The organism is Bacillus sp. ZY-1-1 (assembly GCF_003047165.1).
Lineage (GTDB): Bacteria > Bacillota > Bacilli > Bacillales > Bacillaceae > Bacillus > Bacillus velezensis.
Genome location: NZ_CP027061.1, coordinates 2,701,317 through 2,718,109, shown reverse-complemented (window position 1 = coordinate 2,718,109; position 16,793 = coordinate 2,701,317). Strand labels below are relative to the sequence as shown.

Genomic DNA, 16,793 nt, shown 5'->3' with positions numbered 1-16,793 from the left:
GTGGCCTATGAGTAATGTGCCTGTCGTGACAGCACCTGCCGCAAAAGTGAAGGAGCATAAGCTGAGTCTGAAAGAAAAAGTATCCTATGGTTTCGGAGATTTTGGGAACGGATTTATGTTTGATCTCGGGCAGATCTATTTGCTGAAGTTTTTCACAGATGTCGCAGGCATTCCGGCAGCGTTCGCCGGCAGTATTTTTTTGGTCAGCAAGCTGTTTGCGGCTTTGACTGATCCGATTGTCGGCTCGGCCATTGACTACAGAAAAAAGATCGGACCCCGGGGGAAATTCAGGCCGTACTTATTATTCGGAAGTATTATTCTTGCGGTCATGACCGTATTGATTTTTGTGTCACCGGACGTGAGTGTCACCTGGAAGCTTGTGTACGCCTATGCTTCTTACATGCTGTGGGGGGTCGCTTATTCTTTCGTCAATATTCCGTACGGCTCCCTCGGTGCAGCCATTACACAGGATGCGGAGGACAGAACGGCGCTTTCCGCATTCCGCCAGATCGGCTCTCTCGGCGCGCTGCTCATTACAAGTGTCATCGTCATCCCGATTCTCGTTCATTTTGATAACGTTCACATCGGCTACCCGGCAGTTATGGGAATGATGGCCGTAATCGGAATCGCGGGATTTATGATCTGCTACCGAAACTGCAAAGAAAGAATTATCGTCCGTGAAGCGCCGAAAGAAAAGCTGTCCGTCATGTCGGTTTTCAAATGCTTTATCGGCAACAAACCGCTTCTGACTGTCGTTTTCATGACGATTTTCTCAATATCGGCATACAACATTAAATCCGCTATGCTTGTTTACTTCGCCCAATACAATCTCAACAATGCGGAGCTGATGTCCTACATGAGTTTTATCATCATCGGCTCTTCATTTTTAGGTGTGTTGTTTATGCCGAAACTCGTCAAACGCTTCGGAAAAAAGCAAACGGTGATGATCGGTTTTGCCGTCAGCGCCGCGGCTGATGCGCTGAATTTCTGTCTCCCGTCAAATGTATATATCTTTACGGCGTTAGCGAGCATTGCTTTTATCGGGATCAGTATACCAAACGGCATTACGTGGGCGCTTGTGTCGGACATTATTGATTACGGAGAGTGGAAGACGGGTGAACGGAAGGAGGCGACGACATATTCGCTTTTCAACTTCTCCAGAAAACTCGCCCAATCTTTATCAGGTTTTCTTTCAGGCATCGGGCTGAGCGTTATCGGCTATATCCCGAATGCGTCTCAGACAAAAGGCACGTTAATCGGGATTAAAGGGCTTCTGCTGCTGTACCCGGCTTTCGCTTTAGCGTGCGCCATGCTGATAATCGGTTTAATGTATAAACTGACGGACCGGCAGCATGCCGAGCTCGTTCAGGACTTACATCATGCAAAACCTCAACTTTAGTGATTTTATGGACTGTCCGTTAATGATACAATAGAAATAAATGACAGCATACAGAAAGAAAGGAAAAACGATGGTAACCATAAAAGATATCGCAAAACTCGCCAACGTATCCCACACAACCGTATCCCGGGCACTTAACGGCAGCCCCTACATTAAAGAGCATACAAAACAAAAAATATTAGAGCTCGCTTCACAGCTGAATTACACACCGAATGTAAATGCAAAAAGCCTTGCCATGCAAAAGTCCCATACGATCGGACTGTTTTTTACAAGCATCACAAACGGAACCTCACACAGCTTTTTTTCCGATACCATCAAAGGTGTAAACCGCACAATCAGTGAGGAATACAATTTGTTCGTCCGCGCGATTGACGATCTGAAAAGCTTTGAAACCATTACGCCCATGAGATATGACGGAATCATTTTAATGAGCCAAAGCGACAGTGATAATTCATTTATTTATCATATCCGCGAGAAAAACATCCCGCTCGTCGTGCTGAACCGGGACATTGATGACCGGAGCATCACGAATATCCTGTCAAACGATAAAGAAGGCTCCAGACAGGCGGTCGACTGCCTGATCGCAAACGGACACAGAGATATCGCGATCATTGAGGGAAAGGAAGGATTCAGGTCAGCTTCTCAGCGGAAAGAAGGCTATTTGACATCTTTAATTGATCATTCTATTCCGATTAAGCATGAATACAGTGTAAAAGGCCGCTATGATATGGAGAGCGGCAGTCAGGCGATGGAAAAACTCTTGGCGCTTCAATCACCGCCTACGGCTGTTTTTTGTTCAAACGATGATATGGCGATCGGGGCGATGAATACCATTTTCGCCAAAGGCCTGAACGTTCCGGAAGATATATCCGTTATCGGGTTTGATGACATCGGCATTTCCCAATACATGACGCCGAGGCTTTCGACAGTAAAACGCCCGGTTGAAAAAATCAGCATACTCGGCGCAGAGAAGATTTTGGCGCTTATCACCGACCCGGATACGGCGGCGGAAAAAATATACGAAAACACCGAGGTGATGATAAGAGATTCAATTAAAAAACTCACATAACGGCCCGTCTGATTATCCGGGTTTTCGTACGGAAAAATGTTAACGTGTGCATAAATGCAGAAGGAGGCGGACAGCTTGCGGCAGCTGAATAAAAAGATGTGCGGTGAATACATTCAATATCCTGAAAAAGTCCTTCAGTTCGGCGAAGGCAACTTTTTGCGGGCCTTCGCTGACTGGCAGATCGATCAATTGAATCAATTGACGGATTTTAACGGAAGCGTTGTCGCCGTACAGCCGAGAGGCTCTGAGAAAATAAAACGTTTAAACGAACAGGACGGTTTGTTTACGCTTTTTTTGCGGGGGTTAAAGGATGGAAAACCGGCTGAAGAACACACGATCGTCAAATCCATCAGCCGCGGCATTGATCTATTTTCTGACTATGATTCCTTTAAACAGCTGGCAGCACAAGAGGATCTTCGTTTTATCATCTCCAATACGACAGAAGCGGGAATCACGTTTGAGAAAGGCGACCGGCTTGAGGATAGACCTCAAAAAACATTCCCCGGGAAATTAGCGGCGTTCCTTTATTTCCGCTATAAGGCATTTGCGGGTGCCGCCGAGAAAGGGTGCATTGTGCTTCCATGTGAACTGGTCGAAGAAAACGGACGGAAACTGAAGGCTGCCGTGCTTCAATATGCCGGGCTGTGGAAGCTGGAGCCTGATTTTACTCAATGGATTCATGATGTGAACATCTTCTGCAATACCCTCGTGGATCGGATTGTTCCGGGATTTCCTGTTGATGCCGCGGAAGAACTTACCGATTTTCTCGGATACGAAGACCGTCTGCTTGTGGTCGGAGAGCATTATTATTTGTGGGTGATAGAAGGCCCGGAACAGCTTCAGAATGAGCTTCCTTTTGCTGAGGCCGGGCTGAACGCACTGATCACGTCTGACCTTACGCCTTACAGGACAAAAAAGGTGAGAATCTTAAACGGCGCTCATACGGCATTGGCGCCAGTGGCTTTATTATACGGACTCCAAACCGTCCGGGAAGCGGCTGAGCACGAGGTGACGGGCAGATTCATCGAAGAACTGATCAATGAAGAAATCCTTCCCGTGCTGCAAATGGAGGGTGTCACCCAGTATGCGGCAGATGTGTTACACCGGTTTAACAACCCTTATATCCAACATTATCTGCAAAGCATCACCCTTAACGCCGCCGCAAAATTCAAAACAAGAAACCTGCCGACGCTGAAGGCTTATATCGAACAGGAGGGCCGGCTTCCTGAGAGGCTGGTGTTTTCATTCAGCGCCATGATCTATTCATACTGGAACGGGCCGAACAAACCGGCAGACGGCGAGGAGGTTCTGAACCGTTTTCAAATGGCGCGGTCCCGTTGCAAAGATGATATGTTTCAAGCGGCATTTTCTATATTAGGAGAAGAGCGATTGTGGGGAAAGAATCTGAACCATCTTCCGGGGCTGACTGAACGAACGGCTTTTTTTCTCTCTGTCATTCATAAGCGGGGGATGAAGCATGCGTTACATGAATGCTGCGGCAATAAGGGGGAAGTGGAATGAAAGAGGTCATAAAAATCCATAAAAACGATAACGTGCTTCTCGCCATGCGCCATTTTAACAAAGGAGAGCGGCTGCATACAGACGGACTGACGATTGAAGTGAAGGACCCTGTAAAGCGGGGGCATAAAATCGCGCTGCAAACCATTGAAGAAAACGGCAGCATCATTAAATACGGTTTTTCAATCGGGCGTGCGACAAGGCGGATTTCGGCCGGCGAGCATATTCATACCCATAATCTGCAAACGAATTTATCCGATGTGCAAGAATACACGTATTCACCGCGCTTCGAGGACAATCCTTTTACAAATGAGAACCGGACATTTAAAGGCTACAAAAGAGAAAACGGTACATCCGGCGTCCGGAATGAACTGTGGATCGTGCCTACAGTCGGCTGCGTAAACGGCGTCGCTGAGAAAATCCTGCAGCGCTTCGTAAAAGAGGCGAAAGACATTGCCCCCTTTGACAATGTGCTGGTTTTAAAGCACCAATACGGCTGCTCCCAGCTTGGCGATGATCATGAGAATACGAAACAAATGCTGATTAACGCCATTCGCCATCCAAATGCGGGCGGTGTGCTGGTTTTAGGGCTGGGCTGTGAAAATAATGAGCTGGCGGCAATTAAGGAAACGCTTTCTGAAGTGAACGGAGATCGGGTGAAATTTCTCGAATCACAGGCTGTCACAGATGAAATTGAAGCGGGGACAGCGCTTCTTAAAGAGATACACCTTGCGGCAAAGGGAGATAAACGTGAGGAGATTCCGCTGTCAGAATTGAGCATCGGATTGAAATGCGGCGGGTCGGACGGTTTTTCCGGCATCACCGCAAACCCTTTATTAGGGAGATTTTCTGATTACTTGATTGCACAGGGAGGGAGCACGGTCTTAACGGAGGTGCCTGAGATGTTCGGCGCCGAGACGATTCTCATGCAGCGTGCGGCGAGCGAAGAAGTGTTTCATAAAACAGTCCGATTGATCAATGATTTCAAGCAATATTTTATGAAGCACGAGCAGCCGATTTATGAAAACCCGTCACCAGGGAATAAGGAAGGCGGCATTTCAACGCTCGAAGACAAGTCGCTCGGCTGCACCCAAAAAGCCGGTCTTGCACCGGTTTCTGATGTGCTGACATACGGTGAAACACTGAAAACAAAAGGATTGACACTGCTCAGTGCGCCCGGCAATGATTTAATCGCTTCTTCAGCGCTCGCTGCGGCGGGCTGTCACATCGTGTTGTTTACAACCGGAAGAGGCACGCCGTTCGGCACATTTGTCCCGACTGTGAAAGTATCAACAAATACCGATTTATTTCAATCAAAACCTCATTGGATTGATTACAATGCGGGCAGATTGGCGGAAGACCAAACAACAGAAGATCACATTGTGAGAGATTTTATTCAATACATTATTAAAGTTGCAAGCGGAGAATACGTCAATAACGAAAAAAACGATTTTCGGGAGCTTGCAATCTTTAAGTCCGGTGTGACGTTATAAGGGAAAAGGCGATCTGACAACAGACCGCCTTTTCGCATTCACTTATCGTTTTGCCCCTTGATGAATTGTGAATATCTATGAGCTATAATAATGGAATGGTGCCTTACATAAAGGAGATTTTTATAATATATATAATTATTATGGAAGATTGGTTTTTAGTCACATATTTCAGAGGGGGTCCTAATGAATAACATTTTATACATTGAAGATGACCAAGAAATTGGCCAATTTGTAAAGGATGATTTAGAAGATCGGGGCTATATGATTATATGGCTCACTTCTTCCTATAATTACGAAACATATATAGAAAAGGCTGATCTGATCGTGCTTGATATAATGATGCCCGGTTTAGATGGATTTACAATCGGTCAAAGGATGAAAAAAACACATCCGCAGATCCCGCTCTTGCTTTTAACAGCGAGAACGGGTCTGGAAGATAAACTGAAAGGCTTAGGATTTGCGGATGATTACGTGACAAAACCCTTTCATCCCGATGAACTGGCCGCTCGAATCGAAGTATTATTAAGAAGATTTGACAAGACTGCCATTCATGAATTAAAGCTAAAACACTTAAGTGTCCACTTGAAAGAAAAAAGAATTTTAAATCATCAAAGTCATGAGGAAATATTTTTAACTGATAAGCAGTTAAGAATTTTTTTGCTTTTGCTTAGACATCCCAATCAAATATTAACAAAGGAACAAATTTATGAAAATATTTGGGAGCAGCCTTATATCGAAGGGGATAAGACGTTGATGGTACATATCAGGCATTTACGGCAAAAAATCGAGATCAATCCAAATGAGCCGGAAATTCTTGAAACGATCAGAGGGATTGGATACAGGATTAAACAATGAAATTATCAACAAAATACCTTATTAATATCGTTGCCTCAATTTTGTTTTTTCCGATAGCCTTTTTAGGTGTGAATTTTCTTTACTATGTCACATTAACATACTTGATTGATCACCAGGGGCAAGTACACTATGAACCAAACAAGTTGGAAAGTGATTGGAAGTCTGATGTGGAAGGTTTTTCAGGGAAATCCAATCGGGAAATTACGTCTGCTTTCCCGCACATGAAGCAATATAAACACTCTGATATTGTATGGATAAATGATAAGGGAAAGGTGATGTTTTCGAACTCAGAACGGTTGGCCAAAAAGGGTGAGGTTATTCACGTTAGCGAATTGATTAAATTGATGGAACAAAACCAAAAGAAATATTTATTGCTGAGTGCTTATGTAAATGGGAGTGAAGACAGCGGATATGCATTTTTAGAAACTCCGCGCTCAATTATAGGATCTCAATGGGAGGTTATGAGGGCCAAGTATTCCTATATATGGTTTATCGCCTTGATTTTTGTCTGTTCACTTTTTGTGATTAATTCATGGATGTTTTTTGCGAAAATACAAAAAAGGTTAATTTCTTTGGGGAATCATATGAAAAAACAAGATAATGACGGCATACCGGAATTTGTAACAGTTAAACAGAAGGATGAACTGGGTCAAGTGGAATATTCATTCAACCAGATGGTTGAGGAACTAAGGAACAGCAGACAAAAAGAGCGTGAAGAAGGCGAAATCCGAAAAAACTTGATTGCTGATTTATCTCATGATTTAAGGACCCCTCTTACGGTTATAAGAGGGCATACATTTACGTTGAAGAATGAAATAAGCAGTGAAAATGGAAAGCATTCTTTAGGCATCATAAACGATAAAATAACGTTTATGGGCGAACTGATTGACAATTTGTCATCATTTTCTCTTCTTGCCGCAGGTAAATTGCCGCTTCATAAAAAGAGTTGTGACATATTAAAGATAATACGTTCTTCGTTAACAGCTTGGTATCCAATTTTTGAGAAAGAGCACTTCACAATAGATATTGATCTGAAGGAAAACATCGTATGGGAAATAGACGAGACTTGGCTTAAGAGAATTCTTGATAACATTTTTCAAAATGTTTTGCGCCATGCTCATTCAGGAAAATACGTTTCCGTACAGACAAAGCTAATTGAAAACAAACCCGTAATCATAATTGAGGATAGGGGCCCGGGAATGAATTATAAATCTGAAAGAAAAGGCGCCGGGATCGGCTTATCGATCATTAATATGATGCTTAAACAAATGGGGCTTGAACATAAAATAAAGAGCAATCAAAACGGAACGGTTTTTATTATTTATCCAAACAGCAATGAATACGTGAAGCCGTAGAGGCTTCACGTATTTTTTATATTGAGAAATTTAAACGTAAATTAACCTTGACTATATCTTCTTTTTAACCTCGTAAGTTTATATTATAAACAGAACAAGACGGAGAGGAATGATGAAAAGTGGGAAAGGCTGATCCAGCTTTAATATCCAAGGGTATCAATGTTTCTATAAAAAAGAAAGAAATTTTACATGATATAAATTTAACATTGGAAAAAGGTAAAATATATGGTTTATTAGGTCCCAACGGTGCAGGAAAAACGACATTGCTTAAAGTTCTTTTAGGGATATTTCCTCCAACTTCAGTCCCGGCAAACTATTAATAGCGACATTTTTTCTGCTGCTATAAACTTTGTAACGTTTCATTTCTAGTAATGAAAATGTCAGGTCGCAATAGTTTTATCTTTTTCCCAGACTAATAGGCATATTTGAGAAAATAGAATGTAAATGGAGGATGATTTGACATGGAGCAGGTTATTTTTGTGATTTCAATGCTCGCTTTAGGAGTTACACTGGTGACATTTTTCGGAATGATTTTGAATGATGGATTAAGGGGAGTATTAAACTTCTCAAGAAAACCCGTAAAATTTATGACTGGATCATTTCTGGTATACATTGTCGCGTTTGCTGTTTATATTTTAATAAGTGTAAGGTAATATTGAACTTTTATAGAGGTGCCTCATTGGGGGGATTTCCCAAATAAAAAAGCGATCCTGTAAAGGACGCTTTTTTTAGATTAATTTTATCCCGCTGATTAAAATAATCGCCGCCATCACAAACTGCAGCGGGCGCGGTGAGAATTTCGGCGAAAAGAAGCTGCCGAGAAGCACACCCGGCACAGAGCCGATCAACAGATTCAATACAAGCAGGTAATCGACGCTTCCGAAGCTTGCGTTTAACAGACCGGCAACAGTTACGAGCAGAAAGGCATGTGCGATATCCGTTCCCACCACTTCTGCCGTTTTCATTCTGAACAGGTATAACATGGCGATCGCAAATAATGAGCCGGACCCAATAGATGTCAGGCCGACGATGAAGCCGAAAATGACGCCGATCAGTATCATGAGTGTCCGCTTTTCTTCAAGTGTTTTTTGCTGCCAGCGGTTCGGCCGCAGCTTTTTATCGAAAAAAAGGCGGGCGATAATGGAAATGGCGACAAGGGTCAGCACGTAGCCGAGCGCCTGTTTGATAATCTGCTCCTGATGCTGGTGAAAAGCGGGAAACAAGTGAAGAACACCGATGGCGGCTGTTGCGCTGGGAATGCTCCCGAGCGCCAAGTAGCCGACAAGTTTAAATTGAACGGTGCGCTGCTTCCAATGAGAAACGACACCGAACAGTTTGGTGATGGAGTTATATAAAAGGTCAGTGCCGACGGCGATTGAGGGGTTGATCCCCAAAACGATCAGTAAAGGAGTCAAAAGCGCCGCTCCTCCCACACCCGTCAATCCGACCAGCGTTCCGACAAAGAAACCCATAAACACAATGCTTACAGTCATCTGTGTGCCTCCTGAATAATCCTACTATTTTTATCAGATTATATATGATTAAGAGGCAGTAATCAATTAAATTTTCGGAAAATTTTATACAGAACAAAAAAATCCGCCTGCCTGCTGTTATTTCGCAGATCGGCGGATGATGGCCGGATTATGATTTTTGCTGATAAAACGGAAGTTCCGTGTGGCCCATTTCTCTGACATACACGAAAAGATTGCCTTTATGATGAATTTCATGCTCCATGGCAAGCTGAAGGAGAGCCGCGCCGGTTATTTTTCTGCCGAAAGAGGCAGTCAGGTCAATTTCGCGGTTCAGCTGCTCTTCAGTCAGCTGTGACAGGATGTCTGTCGTTTTTTCAGTACATGCTTCAGCCAGTTTGACGAGGTCTGTTTCCGCTTCTTCTTTCGGTTTGTTCTGGATAGCTGATCCGTTTCCGTCGTTAATGACGTTTGCAAACATAAGAAAAGAATAAACGATGTGTTTTACAAGTTCCTGAGCGGACATTGATGTCTCCGCCGGCTTGTAGTCGTAATGCTCGCGACTGATTTTTTCCGCCAGCTCAATCGTCACGTTTCGATGTGACAGAAAGTGGCTGACCAATTGATTTTGTGCTGTCATGTGAAAACCCCCATTTAATACAGAATAAAAGCTGCAAGGATATGCTATATCAACGGCACGGAAGAAACAAGCAATAAGCTTGTGATGAAGATAAATCGTTGCGGATATCCGAAATTCGACAATTGCGGTCTTTTTGCGTTCTTCTTTTTCTAGCAATTATGATAAAATATGACATATCTCGGTCATTCCAAAAGGGGGGATTTATTGAGGATGAAGCAGACTATTCCGTCCTCTTTTGTCGGGCTCAAAATTAATGAATGGTATACCCATATCCGGCAGTTTCACGTCCTTGAGGCGGAGCGCGTCAAACGTGAAGTAGAGAGAGAGATTGAGGATATGGAAGAAGATCAGGATCTGCTGCTGTATTATTCATTAATGGAATTCAGACACCGCGTCATGCTGGATTACATCAAGCCCTTAAAGGAGGACCCTTCTCAGCCTGAGTTTTCAGAATTATTGGAAGACATTGAAGGCAACCAGTATAAACTGACAGGACTGCTTGATTACTACTTTAATTTTTTTCGAGGAATGTACGAATTTAAACAGAAAATGTTCCTAAACGCCATGATGTATTACAAACGGGCTGAAAAAAACCTTGCACTCGTTTCTGATGACATCGAGAAAGCTGAGTTTGCTTTTAAAATGGCCGAGATTTTTTACAACCTGAAACAAACCTACGTCTCCATGAGTTATGCCGTTCAAGCCCTTGAAACGTACCAATCGTATGAGACGTACAACGTCCGCAGAATCCAATGTGAATTCGTTATTGCAGGGAATTATGATGACATGCAGTATCCAGAAAGAGCATTGCCCCACTTAGAACTTGCTTTAGATCTTGCAAAACAAGAAGGCAATCCCCGTCTTATCAGTTCAGCCTTATATAATCTCGGAAACTGTTACGAAAAAATGGGAGACCTCTCTAAAGCAGCCGAATATTTTGAGACATCCGTTTCCATTTGCAGGTCAGAAAAGTTCGATAATCTTCCGCATTCTATTTACTCATTAACACAGGTTCTTTATAAACAGAACACTACAGCCGAAGCAGAGAAGCAATATCGCCTCGGGCTCAGTATCGCCCGCGAATACAATGATGAATTGTTTGTCAATCTGTTCCAATTTTTGCATGCGTTATACGGCAAGGAAATGGATAACGCATCCGTCAGGCACACGTTTGATTTTCTGGAAGAACACATGCTGTATCCGTATGTGGAAGAATTGGCGCATGACGCTGCCAAATTTTACATGAAACACGGACAGCCTGAAAAAGCGCTCACGTTTTATGAAAAAATGGTGCACGCCCAAAAACAAATCCAGAGAGGAGATTGTCTATATGAAATCTAAACTGTTGTCAGGATTGCTGCTTGTTGCTGTCGGGTTCAGCTTTACACAGGTGATCGGCCATGAAAGCCATTTGGAAAACCAAGCGGACGGCACATTCCATATTGCCGCACGCAACCAAACATAACATAAAGACCCTTCTTTGGAAGGGTCTTATTTTTTGCATGCGTATCCATTCCAATTTTATCCGAATGCAGGGTCGATATGCTCAAGTTATCTGTCCTACGAATGCCACCTATTGATGAAAAAGGCATAAGGAGAGATGAAGAGTGGGGATTGAAGTGAAAAAACGGCTCGTATCGGCTGATAAATATGCGTTAAAATGTCCGAATCCGATGACGCCGGAGTATATTACCATTCATAACACGGCAAACGACGCATCCGCCGCTAATGAAATCAGCTATATGACGGGAAACAGCGAATCAACGAGCTATCATTTTGCGGTTGATGACAAAGAAGTGATCCAGGGAATTCCGTTGGACCGGAATGCCTGGCATTCGGGAGACGGCACGAACGGCACCGGAAACCGAAAGTCGATTGCTATAGAAATCTGTTACAGCAAGTCAGGCGGCGAACGGTACAGAGCCGCAGAAGAACTGGCGATTGCGTTTGCGGCGCAGCTTTTGAAAGAACGGGGCTGGGGGATTGACAGAATCAGAAAGCATCAGGACTGGAACGGAAAGTACTGCCCGCACCGTATTTTGTCTGAAGGCCGCTGGGGTGAAGTGAAGGCGAAGATTGAAAAGAAATTAAGCGGAAGTATGCCGGCGAAAAAAGCCTCTATTTCTTCTTCCGCGTCTGAATACCATGTGAAAAAAGGCGACACCTTATCGGAAATCGCCGCATCGCACGGTGTCAGCGTAAAATCGCTGCAAAGCATCAACCATATCACCGATCCGAATCACATTACAGTCGGACAAGTGATCAAGCTCGCTCAGACGGGTTCTTCTTCAAAAAGTCAGGCTGTGTCTTCCTATCCGCTTCCATCCGGTGTGATCAAAGTGACGAAACCGCTGACGAAAGGGACAAACGTAAAACAAGTGCAAAACGCTTTATCCGCACTTTATTTTTATCCCGATAAAGGAGCAAAAAATCATGGGGCGGACGGCGTTTACGGCCCGAAAACGGCAAATGCCGTAAAACGTTTTCAATCCGTCAGCGGATTAACGGCAGACGGAATTTACGGCCCGAAAACGAAGGCGAAAATTGAAGAAAAACTGTAATCAAGAAAACGGAAGCTCCCCGGGCTTCCGTTTCTTCTTACATACAAACTGCGGCAAGGGCCTTTTGAATATCATAAATGCTTTCATCTTTTTTAAACTGCTTTGAGACAGCGGGAAGTTCCGCGCCTGAAATCCAAATTTTCAGCTCTGAATCAAGGTCAAAGCGGCCGGCGGTTTCTACGCTGAATCTGGAAATGCTCTTGTACGGAATGGATTGAATCTCCGTTTTCTTCCCCGTGAGTCCCTGTTTATCAACAAGAATAAGACGCTTATCCGTAAAGACAATGATATCTCGGACAAGCTTAAATGCGGCATTGACATTCTCGCCTTCCAGCAAAATACGGGCCAGTTCTGATTTTGCTTCAGCCGTCGATATTGTCGACGCATTGCCCAGCAATCCGTTGATGAACCCCATGATATCTCCCCCCTGATACGTATTCTATCAAATCATACTATAAAAAGGTTTCCATTCCCAGATGAGTAGAGTAAACTGGTGCTGACTGGAAAAGGAGAGCATGTTACACATGAAAGATAGATATGACAGCTTCGCAGCTCTTTCCGCTGCTGAATCGGAATACAGAATTATTTATGAAGAAAAAGAGGGAAGTAAATGTATCGTTCTCGCACCCCACGGCGGCAGGATTGAGCCGGGTGTCAGTGAGCTGGTGCAGGCATTTTCTGACCAAAGCTCAATTTATTTATTTGAAGGGACGAAGCGGTGCGATAACCGTTCTCTCCACTTGACAAGCACACGCTTTGACGAGCCTCTGGCTTTAGAAAAAGTGACCGCCCATCATTACGCATTGGCTTTTCACGGGTATCATGATCTGAAAAAGGCAAATACACTCGTCGGGGGCGCGGATCTGGAAAAAGCAAGACTGATTTGTGATCTGCTGCGTGAAGCGGGATTTGATGCCGAGCTGACAGAGAAGAATGATCGGCTGGCAGGTGTAAATCCCGGCAACATTGTCAATCGGACAAAAAGGAAAATGGGGCTGCAATTGGAAGTGAGCACGGCGCAGAGACACGCGCTGTTCAGCAATTTTGGCTGCCGGGGAGAAAAATACACGCCAACCGATCTGTTTTTTCGGTATGTAGAAACCGTGAAGGCCGGTTTTTATGATAAATGAACAGAGGGCCCGTTCTTACATTCACTGGAGCTATGCGGCGCATGAAGTGCTTGGCGGGCAGCACGGTGATTACAGCGTCATGATGCAAAAACCTTTTCTCCGATGTCAAAATGATGACATTCTGCCGGCTGTGTTCTAAGCCGGCGGAGAATCGCTAATTTTCAATAAAATACGGCGTTTTTTCTTCAGCGGCATGCAAGTGTGTCTGTCCGCTTCCATAATACACATTCGGCCGCTTGTCGGATAACAGACAAGCGAGCCGCTTCTGAAATTGAATACCTGCTTTACGCCGTTCAAACAGCTCGAGCCTTTTTTCCGCAAATGATGCCGTCACCCGGAAAGCGGCTGCGATTAAAATAACGGCGTGGCTCCTCCGCTGGGGCAGCTCCATGTTTAACAGCATAAAGGTCGGCACACAGAAGTGGTACATAAAATGGTTGGCCTGAAATTCCTGCAGTTCCCTGAACAGCTTGTTCATATGAAAATGGTTCCCGGTATGCTTCAGCACATGGCACAGTTCGTGCGCAAAATCCTGCCATTGCTCTTCGGGTGACTTTTTTTGATTCAGGACGATGCTGTACATGCCGTCCCGCTTCAGCATCATACTGTGCGTATCTTCAAAATGAATCCAAATGTCAAGCTCCTTGGCAATCATCTGCATATCAATATGGAGAGGGGCGGTCATTCCCATGCGGCAATATAAGTTTTTGACGTATTCCTCAAGATGTGTTAAAAAATCGCCCAATTGAATACACCCTTTCGAACATATGTTCTTTTTTAAGCGAGAAAGAAAAGCCCTGATCGGACTTTGAATCAATTCCCTTTTCTTTTAAAAATAAACATTCAGCTTTTATATCGGCTGAACGTTAAGCAGTTTAAAGGAAAAGAGCGGATTATTTATGTTTCGGCCTGCGGTTTTTCTCTTTTTCTTTTAAATAATTAATGAATTCAATGGCCTGCTGCTTGCTTTCCGGGGAAAAGTCCTGCATGTCCCGATATGCGATCTGCAGGTCGGGATCGGCAAACATGTCTTCATCTGAAGGTTCTTTTCCGGTTAACAAATAATCAGTCGACACTTTGAAATAATCCGCAAGCTTTTGCAGCGTGTCGTAATCGGGTTCAGATCGGCCGTTTTCATAATGAGAATATCTGGCGCGCGAGACACCGATATGATTTGCGACTTCTTCCTGCGTTTTCTTACCTCTGAGACTCTTTAATCTTCCGCCTATCATCCGAAATGACCTCTCTTTTTTCAACACCCTAAGTTACTTATGATTATAGATACAAAATGTATCAAAAGAAAGGGATGATAAAAAAAGTATCAAAAAGGTCTTGATGATACGAAATGTATCGTATATAATCAACATCATAGAGATACAAAACGTATCAAAATACGATAAGAAATTGATCAGGAGGGTGAGAGATGCAGCCGATAATCATCCGTTTCAGCAGCAATCCGGCTGACCAGAGATGTTTAGGAAAAGCAGGCGGTTCGATATCTTTTACCGCTTGCGGACTACCGGTATTCCGATTTGATAACCGATTGCAGTATGAGCGCTATATACGTCTGAAGAAAAATGGAGACGTCCCTTATGAATCGTAAAAGCTACCCGTTTTTCATCTATTCCGGATTATTGAATTCTGAACATTATGACAAAATAGGGTCCGCCATTTGGCTGTTTTTATGGTTCATCAGCTCAACGACAAAGGAACATGTAAAAGACGGCAAAAAGTGGGGGATCGTCCTCGGACATAAGCCCGTAAAAGCAAGAGAAATGGCCGATGTATTCGCGGTCAGCGAAAAAACCGTCAGGCGGTGGCTCGAGAGCTTGGAACAGCATGAGTATATCAAAACCGTCCGCGCCCCTTATGGACTCATCGTCTCCGTAAAACACTCGAAAAGATTCACTCCGAAAAAGACATTAACCCGCCCGGAAGCAACTGACCGGACAATATCGGCGGATCACCGGGACAAAAATGTCCGGAGAGAAATAGATATAACAAAAAATCATACTGCTGAAGAAGCGATTAACGAAATTGCCGCCCATTTTATCAGATTAAGGTCTGCACAGGAGGGGCGGAGCGTATACCCGTCGCCCCGGGATTATCAGGCCATCGCCCGGATTGTTTCCCTCGGTGCGTCAGCACAAGAAGCAATCAAATGGCTCGGCGAATGCTTTACCGCTTTTGAACAGCGGCGCACCTCTTCAGCTGAAACGATCAAGGCTTTCAGCTATTGCGCCAAGTTTATGGAAGACCGCTTGAATGCACGAATTGCGGGAAGGACAATCACAACAAAAAAAGAGAGGAATACGATACATGACAAAACGAACGATCGAGCAGATACTGGCCGACCTGAAAAACGGAAAACGTCCATTACTGGCGGACAGACCGGAAGAATCAGACAAAAGCCGCTTTGACTGCCCGCTCTGTAAAGATCAGGGCGGTTATCTCAAAAACCAGCTGGGAATGGAAGTGTGGGTGAAGTGCCGCTGCGCCGCCGAACGAAAAGTAGAACGCATTCTCGGCGCAAGTGAGATTACAAATGCCTTTCGGAAGCTGGATTTCAAAGGATTTATCACGCGGGGCAAGCCTCAGGCAGTCGTCGACGCATATGAGTGCGCCCTTGAATATGTTGAGAACTTTGACAAGATGAAAAACTGCCGGAAAAACAGCATTGCCCTTTTAGGGCGTCCGGGGTCGGGGAAAACCCATCTTTTGACCGCTCTCAGCAATTATGTCATGAGACAGAAGCAGACACCGGTGCTGTATTTTCCTTTTGTTGAGGGCTTTACGGATTTAAAAAATGATTTTGATTTGCTTGATGCAAAGCTTGGCCGTATGAAACAGGCGGATGTGCTTTTTATTGACGATCTGTTCAAACCGCTGAACGGAAAACCCCGGGCGACCGATTGGCAGATTGAACAAATGTACGCCGTCGTGAATTACCGCTATTTAAATCATAAGCCGGTTCTTATCTCGAGCGAGCTGGCCTGTGACGGATTGGTGCAGGTTGATGAAGCCCTGGGCACAAGAATTTATGAGATGTGCAGCGATTATTTAGTCATCATTAACGGCAATTCATTTGACGTAAACCACAGATTAGAGGGGGCGAGATAATGTGTAAGCTGTGCGGACCGAAGAAGGTCATTGTGACGGAAACGGGTTTCGGCGCTGTCTTTCACCCTTGCCCGAACTGCAAAACAGGCACTGATTTAACGCCGGTCATTAAACGGCTTGAACGAATGGTTCAAGACGCAAAAGCGAGGCTTGATGCACGTGTGTAAATATATCAAATGGCTTT

21 protein-coding genes and 1 pseudogene are annotated in these 16,793 nt (G+C 44.3%); 17 read left to right on the top strand and 5 right to left on the bottom strand.

All coding sequences use genetic code 11. From position 1 onward, the window contains the following. Positions 1–7 precede the first annotated feature (7 nt). The 8 genes and pseudogenes from C5I45_RS13375 to C5I45_RS13340 all read left to right on the top strand — a co-directional run bounded on the left by C5I45_RS13375 (position 8) and on the right by C5I45_RS13340 (position 8,342). On the top strand, positions 8–1,399 hold the full coding sequence (locus C5I45_RS13375; RefSeq protein WP_049589350.1) for an MFS transporter: 1,392 nt from the start codon (positions 8–10) through the stop codon (positions 1,397–1,399). A gap of 70 nt (positions 1,400–1,469) precedes the next feature. Next, positions 1,470–2,468, top strand: coding sequence for a LacI family DNA-binding transcriptional regulator (locus C5I45_RS13370; RefSeq protein ID WP_003154904.1), 999 nt, complete (start codon positions 1,470–1,472; stop codon positions 2,466–2,468). Positions 2,469–2,543: 75 nt separating this feature from the next. Next, entirely contained in the window at positions 2,544–3,989 is a 1,446-nt protein-coding gene (locus tag C5I45_RS13365; RefSeq protein ID WP_107994438.1) for a tagaturonate reductase, read from the top strand. Next, a complete protein-coding gene (locus C5I45_RS13360; RefSeq protein ID WP_025851843.1) occupies positions 3,986–5,479 on the top strand; it encodes a UxaA family hydrolase in 1,494 nt (497 codons plus the stop codon). Before C5I45_RS13365 ends, C5I45_RS13360 begins: the two co-directional genes overlap by 4 nt. A 183-nt stretch (positions 5,480–5,662) precedes the next feature. Continuing rightward, on the top strand, positions 5,663–6,334 hold the full coding sequence (locus C5I45_RS13355) for a response regulator transcription factor (protein ID WP_003154900.1): 672 nt from the start codon (positions 5,663–5,665) through the stop codon (positions 6,332–6,334). Next, positions 6,331–7,689: a HAMP domain-containing sensor histidine kinase gene (locus C5I45_RS13350; protein WP_003154898.1), complete on the top strand. Its 1,359-nt coding sequence runs from the start codon at positions 6,331–6,333 to the stop codon at positions 7,687–7,689. The genes C5I45_RS13355 and C5I45_RS13350 overlap by 4 nt, the downstream gene beginning before the upstream one ends. 119 nt (positions 7,690–7,808) lie before the next feature. Then, positions 7,809–7,991: pseudogene (locus C5I45_RS13345) on the top strand (ATP-binding cassette domain-containing protein); the annotation flags it as partial. A 159-nt stretch (positions 7,992–8,150) separates the two neighbouring features. After that, complete coding sequence (locus C5I45_RS13340) at positions 8,151–8,342, top strand: hypothetical protein (RefSeq protein WP_014304836.1); 192 nt, start codon at positions 8,151–8,153, stop codon at positions 8,340–8,342. 75 nt (positions 8,343–8,417) lie between these two features. On the opposite strand, the gene C5I45_RS13335 is transcribed toward C5I45_RS13340, so the two are convergent. Together C5I45_RS13335 and C5I45_RS13330 are read right to left on the bottom strand one after the other, a co-directional pair. Further along, positions 8,418–9,182: a sulfite exporter TauE/SafE family protein gene (locus C5I45_RS13335; RefSeq protein ID WP_003154887.1), complete on the bottom strand. Its 765-nt coding sequence runs from the start codon at positions 9,180–9,182 to the stop codon at positions 8,418–8,420. A gap of 148 nt (positions 9,183–9,330) precedes the next feature. Further along, positions 9,331–9,798 (bottom strand): DinB family protein, encoded by a 468-nt coding sequence (locus tag C5I45_RS13330; RefSeq protein WP_014304838.1) that lies wholly within the window; start codon positions 9,796–9,798, stop codon positions 9,331–9,333. A 204-nt stretch (positions 9,799–10,002) separates the two neighbouring features. Here C5I45_RS13330 and C5I45_RS13325 point away from each other — a divergent pair, with 204 nt between their 5' ends. From C5I45_RS13325 to C5I45_RS13320, 3 genes are all read left to right on the top strand, one after another. Further along, a complete protein-coding gene (locus C5I45_RS13325) occupies positions 10,003–11,139 on the top strand; it encodes a Rap family tetratricopeptide repeat protein (protein WP_087920760.1) in 1,137 nt (378 codons plus the stop codon). Continuing rightward, entirely contained in the window at positions 11,129–11,263 is a 135-nt protein-coding gene (locus tag C5I45_RS19680; RefSeq protein WP_003154881.1) for a PhrA family phosphatase inhibitor, read from the top strand. Before C5I45_RS13325 ends, C5I45_RS19680 begins: the two co-directional genes overlap by 11 nt. A 142-nt stretch (positions 11,264–11,405) precedes the next feature. Next, complete coding sequence (locus C5I45_RS13320) at positions 11,406–12,359, top strand: N-acetylmuramoyl-L-alanine amidase (RefSeq protein ID WP_107994437.1); 954 nt, start codon at positions 11,406–11,408, stop codon at positions 12,357–12,359. A 37-nt stretch (positions 12,360–12,396) separates the two neighbouring features. On the opposite strand, the gene C5I45_RS13315 is transcribed toward C5I45_RS13320, so the two are convergent. Further along, a complete protein-coding gene (locus C5I45_RS13315) occupies positions 12,397–12,774 on the bottom strand; it encodes a PH domain-containing protein (RefSeq protein WP_003154878.1) in 378 nt (125 codons plus the stop codon). Positions 12,775–12,883: 109 nt separating this feature from the next. Here C5I45_RS13315 and C5I45_RS13310 point away from each other — a divergent pair, with 109 nt between their 5' ends. Then, positions 12,884–13,489: a poly-gamma-glutamate hydrolase family protein gene (locus tag C5I45_RS13310; protein ID WP_003154876.1), complete on the top strand. Its 606-nt coding sequence runs from the start codon at positions 12,884–12,886 to the stop codon at positions 13,487–13,489. Beyond that, positions 13,479–13,628, top strand: a complete 150-nt coding sequence (locus C5I45_RS19785; RefSeq protein ID WP_003154875.1) for a hypothetical protein — start codon at positions 13,479–13,481, stop codon at positions 13,626–13,628. The genes C5I45_RS13310 and C5I45_RS19785 overlap by 11 nt, the downstream gene beginning before the upstream one ends. Positions 13,629–13,643: 15 nt before the next feature. Here the strand turns inward: C5I45_RS19785 and C5I45_RS13305 are convergent, their stop codons facing one another. Further along, positions 13,644–14,234, bottom strand: coding sequence for an ImmA/IrrE family metallo-endopeptidase (locus C5I45_RS13305; RefSeq protein ID WP_003154873.1), 591 nt, complete (start codon positions 14,232–14,234; stop codon positions 13,644–13,646). A 148-nt stretch (positions 14,235–14,382) separates the two neighbouring features. Further along, positions 14,383–14,721, bottom strand: coding sequence for an HTH-type transcriptional regulator Xre (xre, locus tag C5I45_RS13300; protein ID WP_003154871.1), 339 nt, complete (start codon positions 14,719–14,721; stop codon positions 14,383–14,385). 191 nt (positions 14,722–14,912) lie between these two features. Here xre and C5I45_RS13295 point away from each other — a divergent pair, with 191 nt between their 5' ends. The 4 genes from C5I45_RS13295 to C5I45_RS19780 are packed head-to-tail and all read left to right on the top strand — an operon-like array spanning position 14,913 to position 16,776. Next, on the top strand, positions 14,913–15,092 hold the full coding sequence (locus tag C5I45_RS13295; protein WP_003154869.1) for a hypothetical protein: 180 nt from the start codon (positions 14,913–14,915) through the stop codon (positions 15,090–15,092). Next, positions 15,082–15,909, top strand: coding sequence for a phage portal protein (locus C5I45_RS13290; RefSeq protein ID WP_107994436.1), 828 nt, complete (start codon positions 15,082–15,084; stop codon positions 15,907–15,909). The genes C5I45_RS13295 and C5I45_RS13290 overlap by 11 nt, the downstream gene beginning before the upstream one ends. Then, on the top strand, positions 15,809–16,609 hold the full coding sequence (locus tag C5I45_RS13285) for an ATP-binding protein (protein WP_044053121.1): 801 nt from the start codon (positions 15,809–15,811) through the stop codon (positions 16,607–16,609). Before C5I45_RS13290 ends, C5I45_RS13285 begins: the two co-directional genes overlap by 101 nt. Continuing rightward, the gene (locus C5I45_RS19780; RefSeq protein WP_003154863.1) at positions 16,609–16,776 is read left to right on the top strand and encodes a hypothetical protein; all 168 of its coding nucleotides are present in this window, start codon (positions 16,609–16,611) and stop codon (positions 16,774–16,776) included. The genes C5I45_RS13285 and C5I45_RS19780 overlap by 1 nt, the downstream gene beginning before the upstream one ends. Positions 16,777–16,793: the final 17 nt, after the last annotated feature.

Excerpts from the sequence above, each read along its gene's own strand:
- C5I45_RS13310 (WP_003154876.1), top strand. The coding sequence starts at position 12,884 with ATGAAAGATAGATATGACAGCTTCGCAGCTCTTTCCGCTGCTGAATCG.
- C5I45_RS13360 (WP_025851843.1), top strand. The coding sequence starts at position 3,986 with ATGAAAGAGGTCATAAAAATCCATAAAAACGATAACGTGCTTCTCGCC.
- C5I45_RS13295 (WP_003154869.1), top strand. The coding sequence starts at position 14,913 with ATGCAGCCGATAATCATCCGTTTCAGCAGCAATCCGGCTGACCAGAGA.
- C5I45_RS13330 (WP_014304838.1), bottom strand. The coding sequence starts at position 9,798 with ATGACAGCACAAAATCAATTGGTCAGCCACTTTCTGTCACATCGAAAC.
- C5I45_RS13290 (WP_107994436.1), top strand. The coding sequence starts at position 15,082 with ATGAATCGTAAAAGCTACCCGTTTTTCATCTATTCCGGATTATTGAAT.
- C5I45_RS13370 (WP_003154904.1), top strand. The coding sequence starts at position 1,470 with ATGGTAACCATAAAAGATATCGCAAAACTCGCCAACGTATCCCACACA.
- C5I45_RS13285 (WP_044053121.1), top strand. The coding sequence starts at position 15,809 with ATGACAAAACGAACGATCGAGCAGATACTGGCCGACCTGAAAAACGGA.
- C5I45_RS19680 (WP_003154881.1), top strand. The coding sequence starts at position 11,129 with ATGAAATCTAAACTGTTGTCAGGATTGCTGCTTGTTGCTGTCGGGTTC.
- C5I45_RS19780 (WP_003154863.1), top strand. The coding sequence starts at position 16,609 with ATGTGTAAGCTGTGCGGACCGAAGAAGGTCATTGTGACGGAAACGGGT.
- C5I45_RS13355 (WP_003154900.1), top strand. The coding sequence starts at position 5,663 with ATGAATAACATTTTATACATTGAAGATGACCAAGAAATTGGCCAATTT.
- xre (WP_003154871.1), bottom strand. The coding sequence starts at position 14,721 with ATGATAGGCGGAAGATTAAAGAGTCTCAGAGGTAAGAAAACGCAGGAA.
- C5I45_RS13340 (WP_014304836.1), top strand. The coding sequence starts at position 8,151 with ATGGAGCAGGTTATTTTTGTGATTTCAATGCTCGCTTTAGGAGTTACA.
- C5I45_RS13335 (WP_003154887.1), bottom strand. The coding sequence starts at position 9,182 with ATGACTGTAAGCATTGTGTTTATGGGTTTCTTTGTCGGAACGCTGGTC.
- C5I45_RS13350 (WP_003154898.1), top strand. The coding sequence starts at position 6,331 with ATGAAATTATCAACAAAATACCTTATTAATATCGTTGCCTCAATTTTG.
- C5I45_RS19785 (WP_003154875.1), top strand. The coding sequence starts at position 13,479 with ATGATAAATGAACAGAGGGCCCGTTCTTACATTCACTGGAGCTATGCG.
- C5I45_RS13375 (WP_049589350.1), top strand. The coding sequence starts at position 8 with ATGAGTAATGTGCCTGTCGTGACAGCACCTGCCGCAAAAGTGAAGGAG.
- C5I45_RS13315 (WP_003154878.1), bottom strand. The coding sequence starts at position 12,774 with ATGGGGTTCATCAACGGATTGCTGGGCAATGCGTCGACAATATCGACG.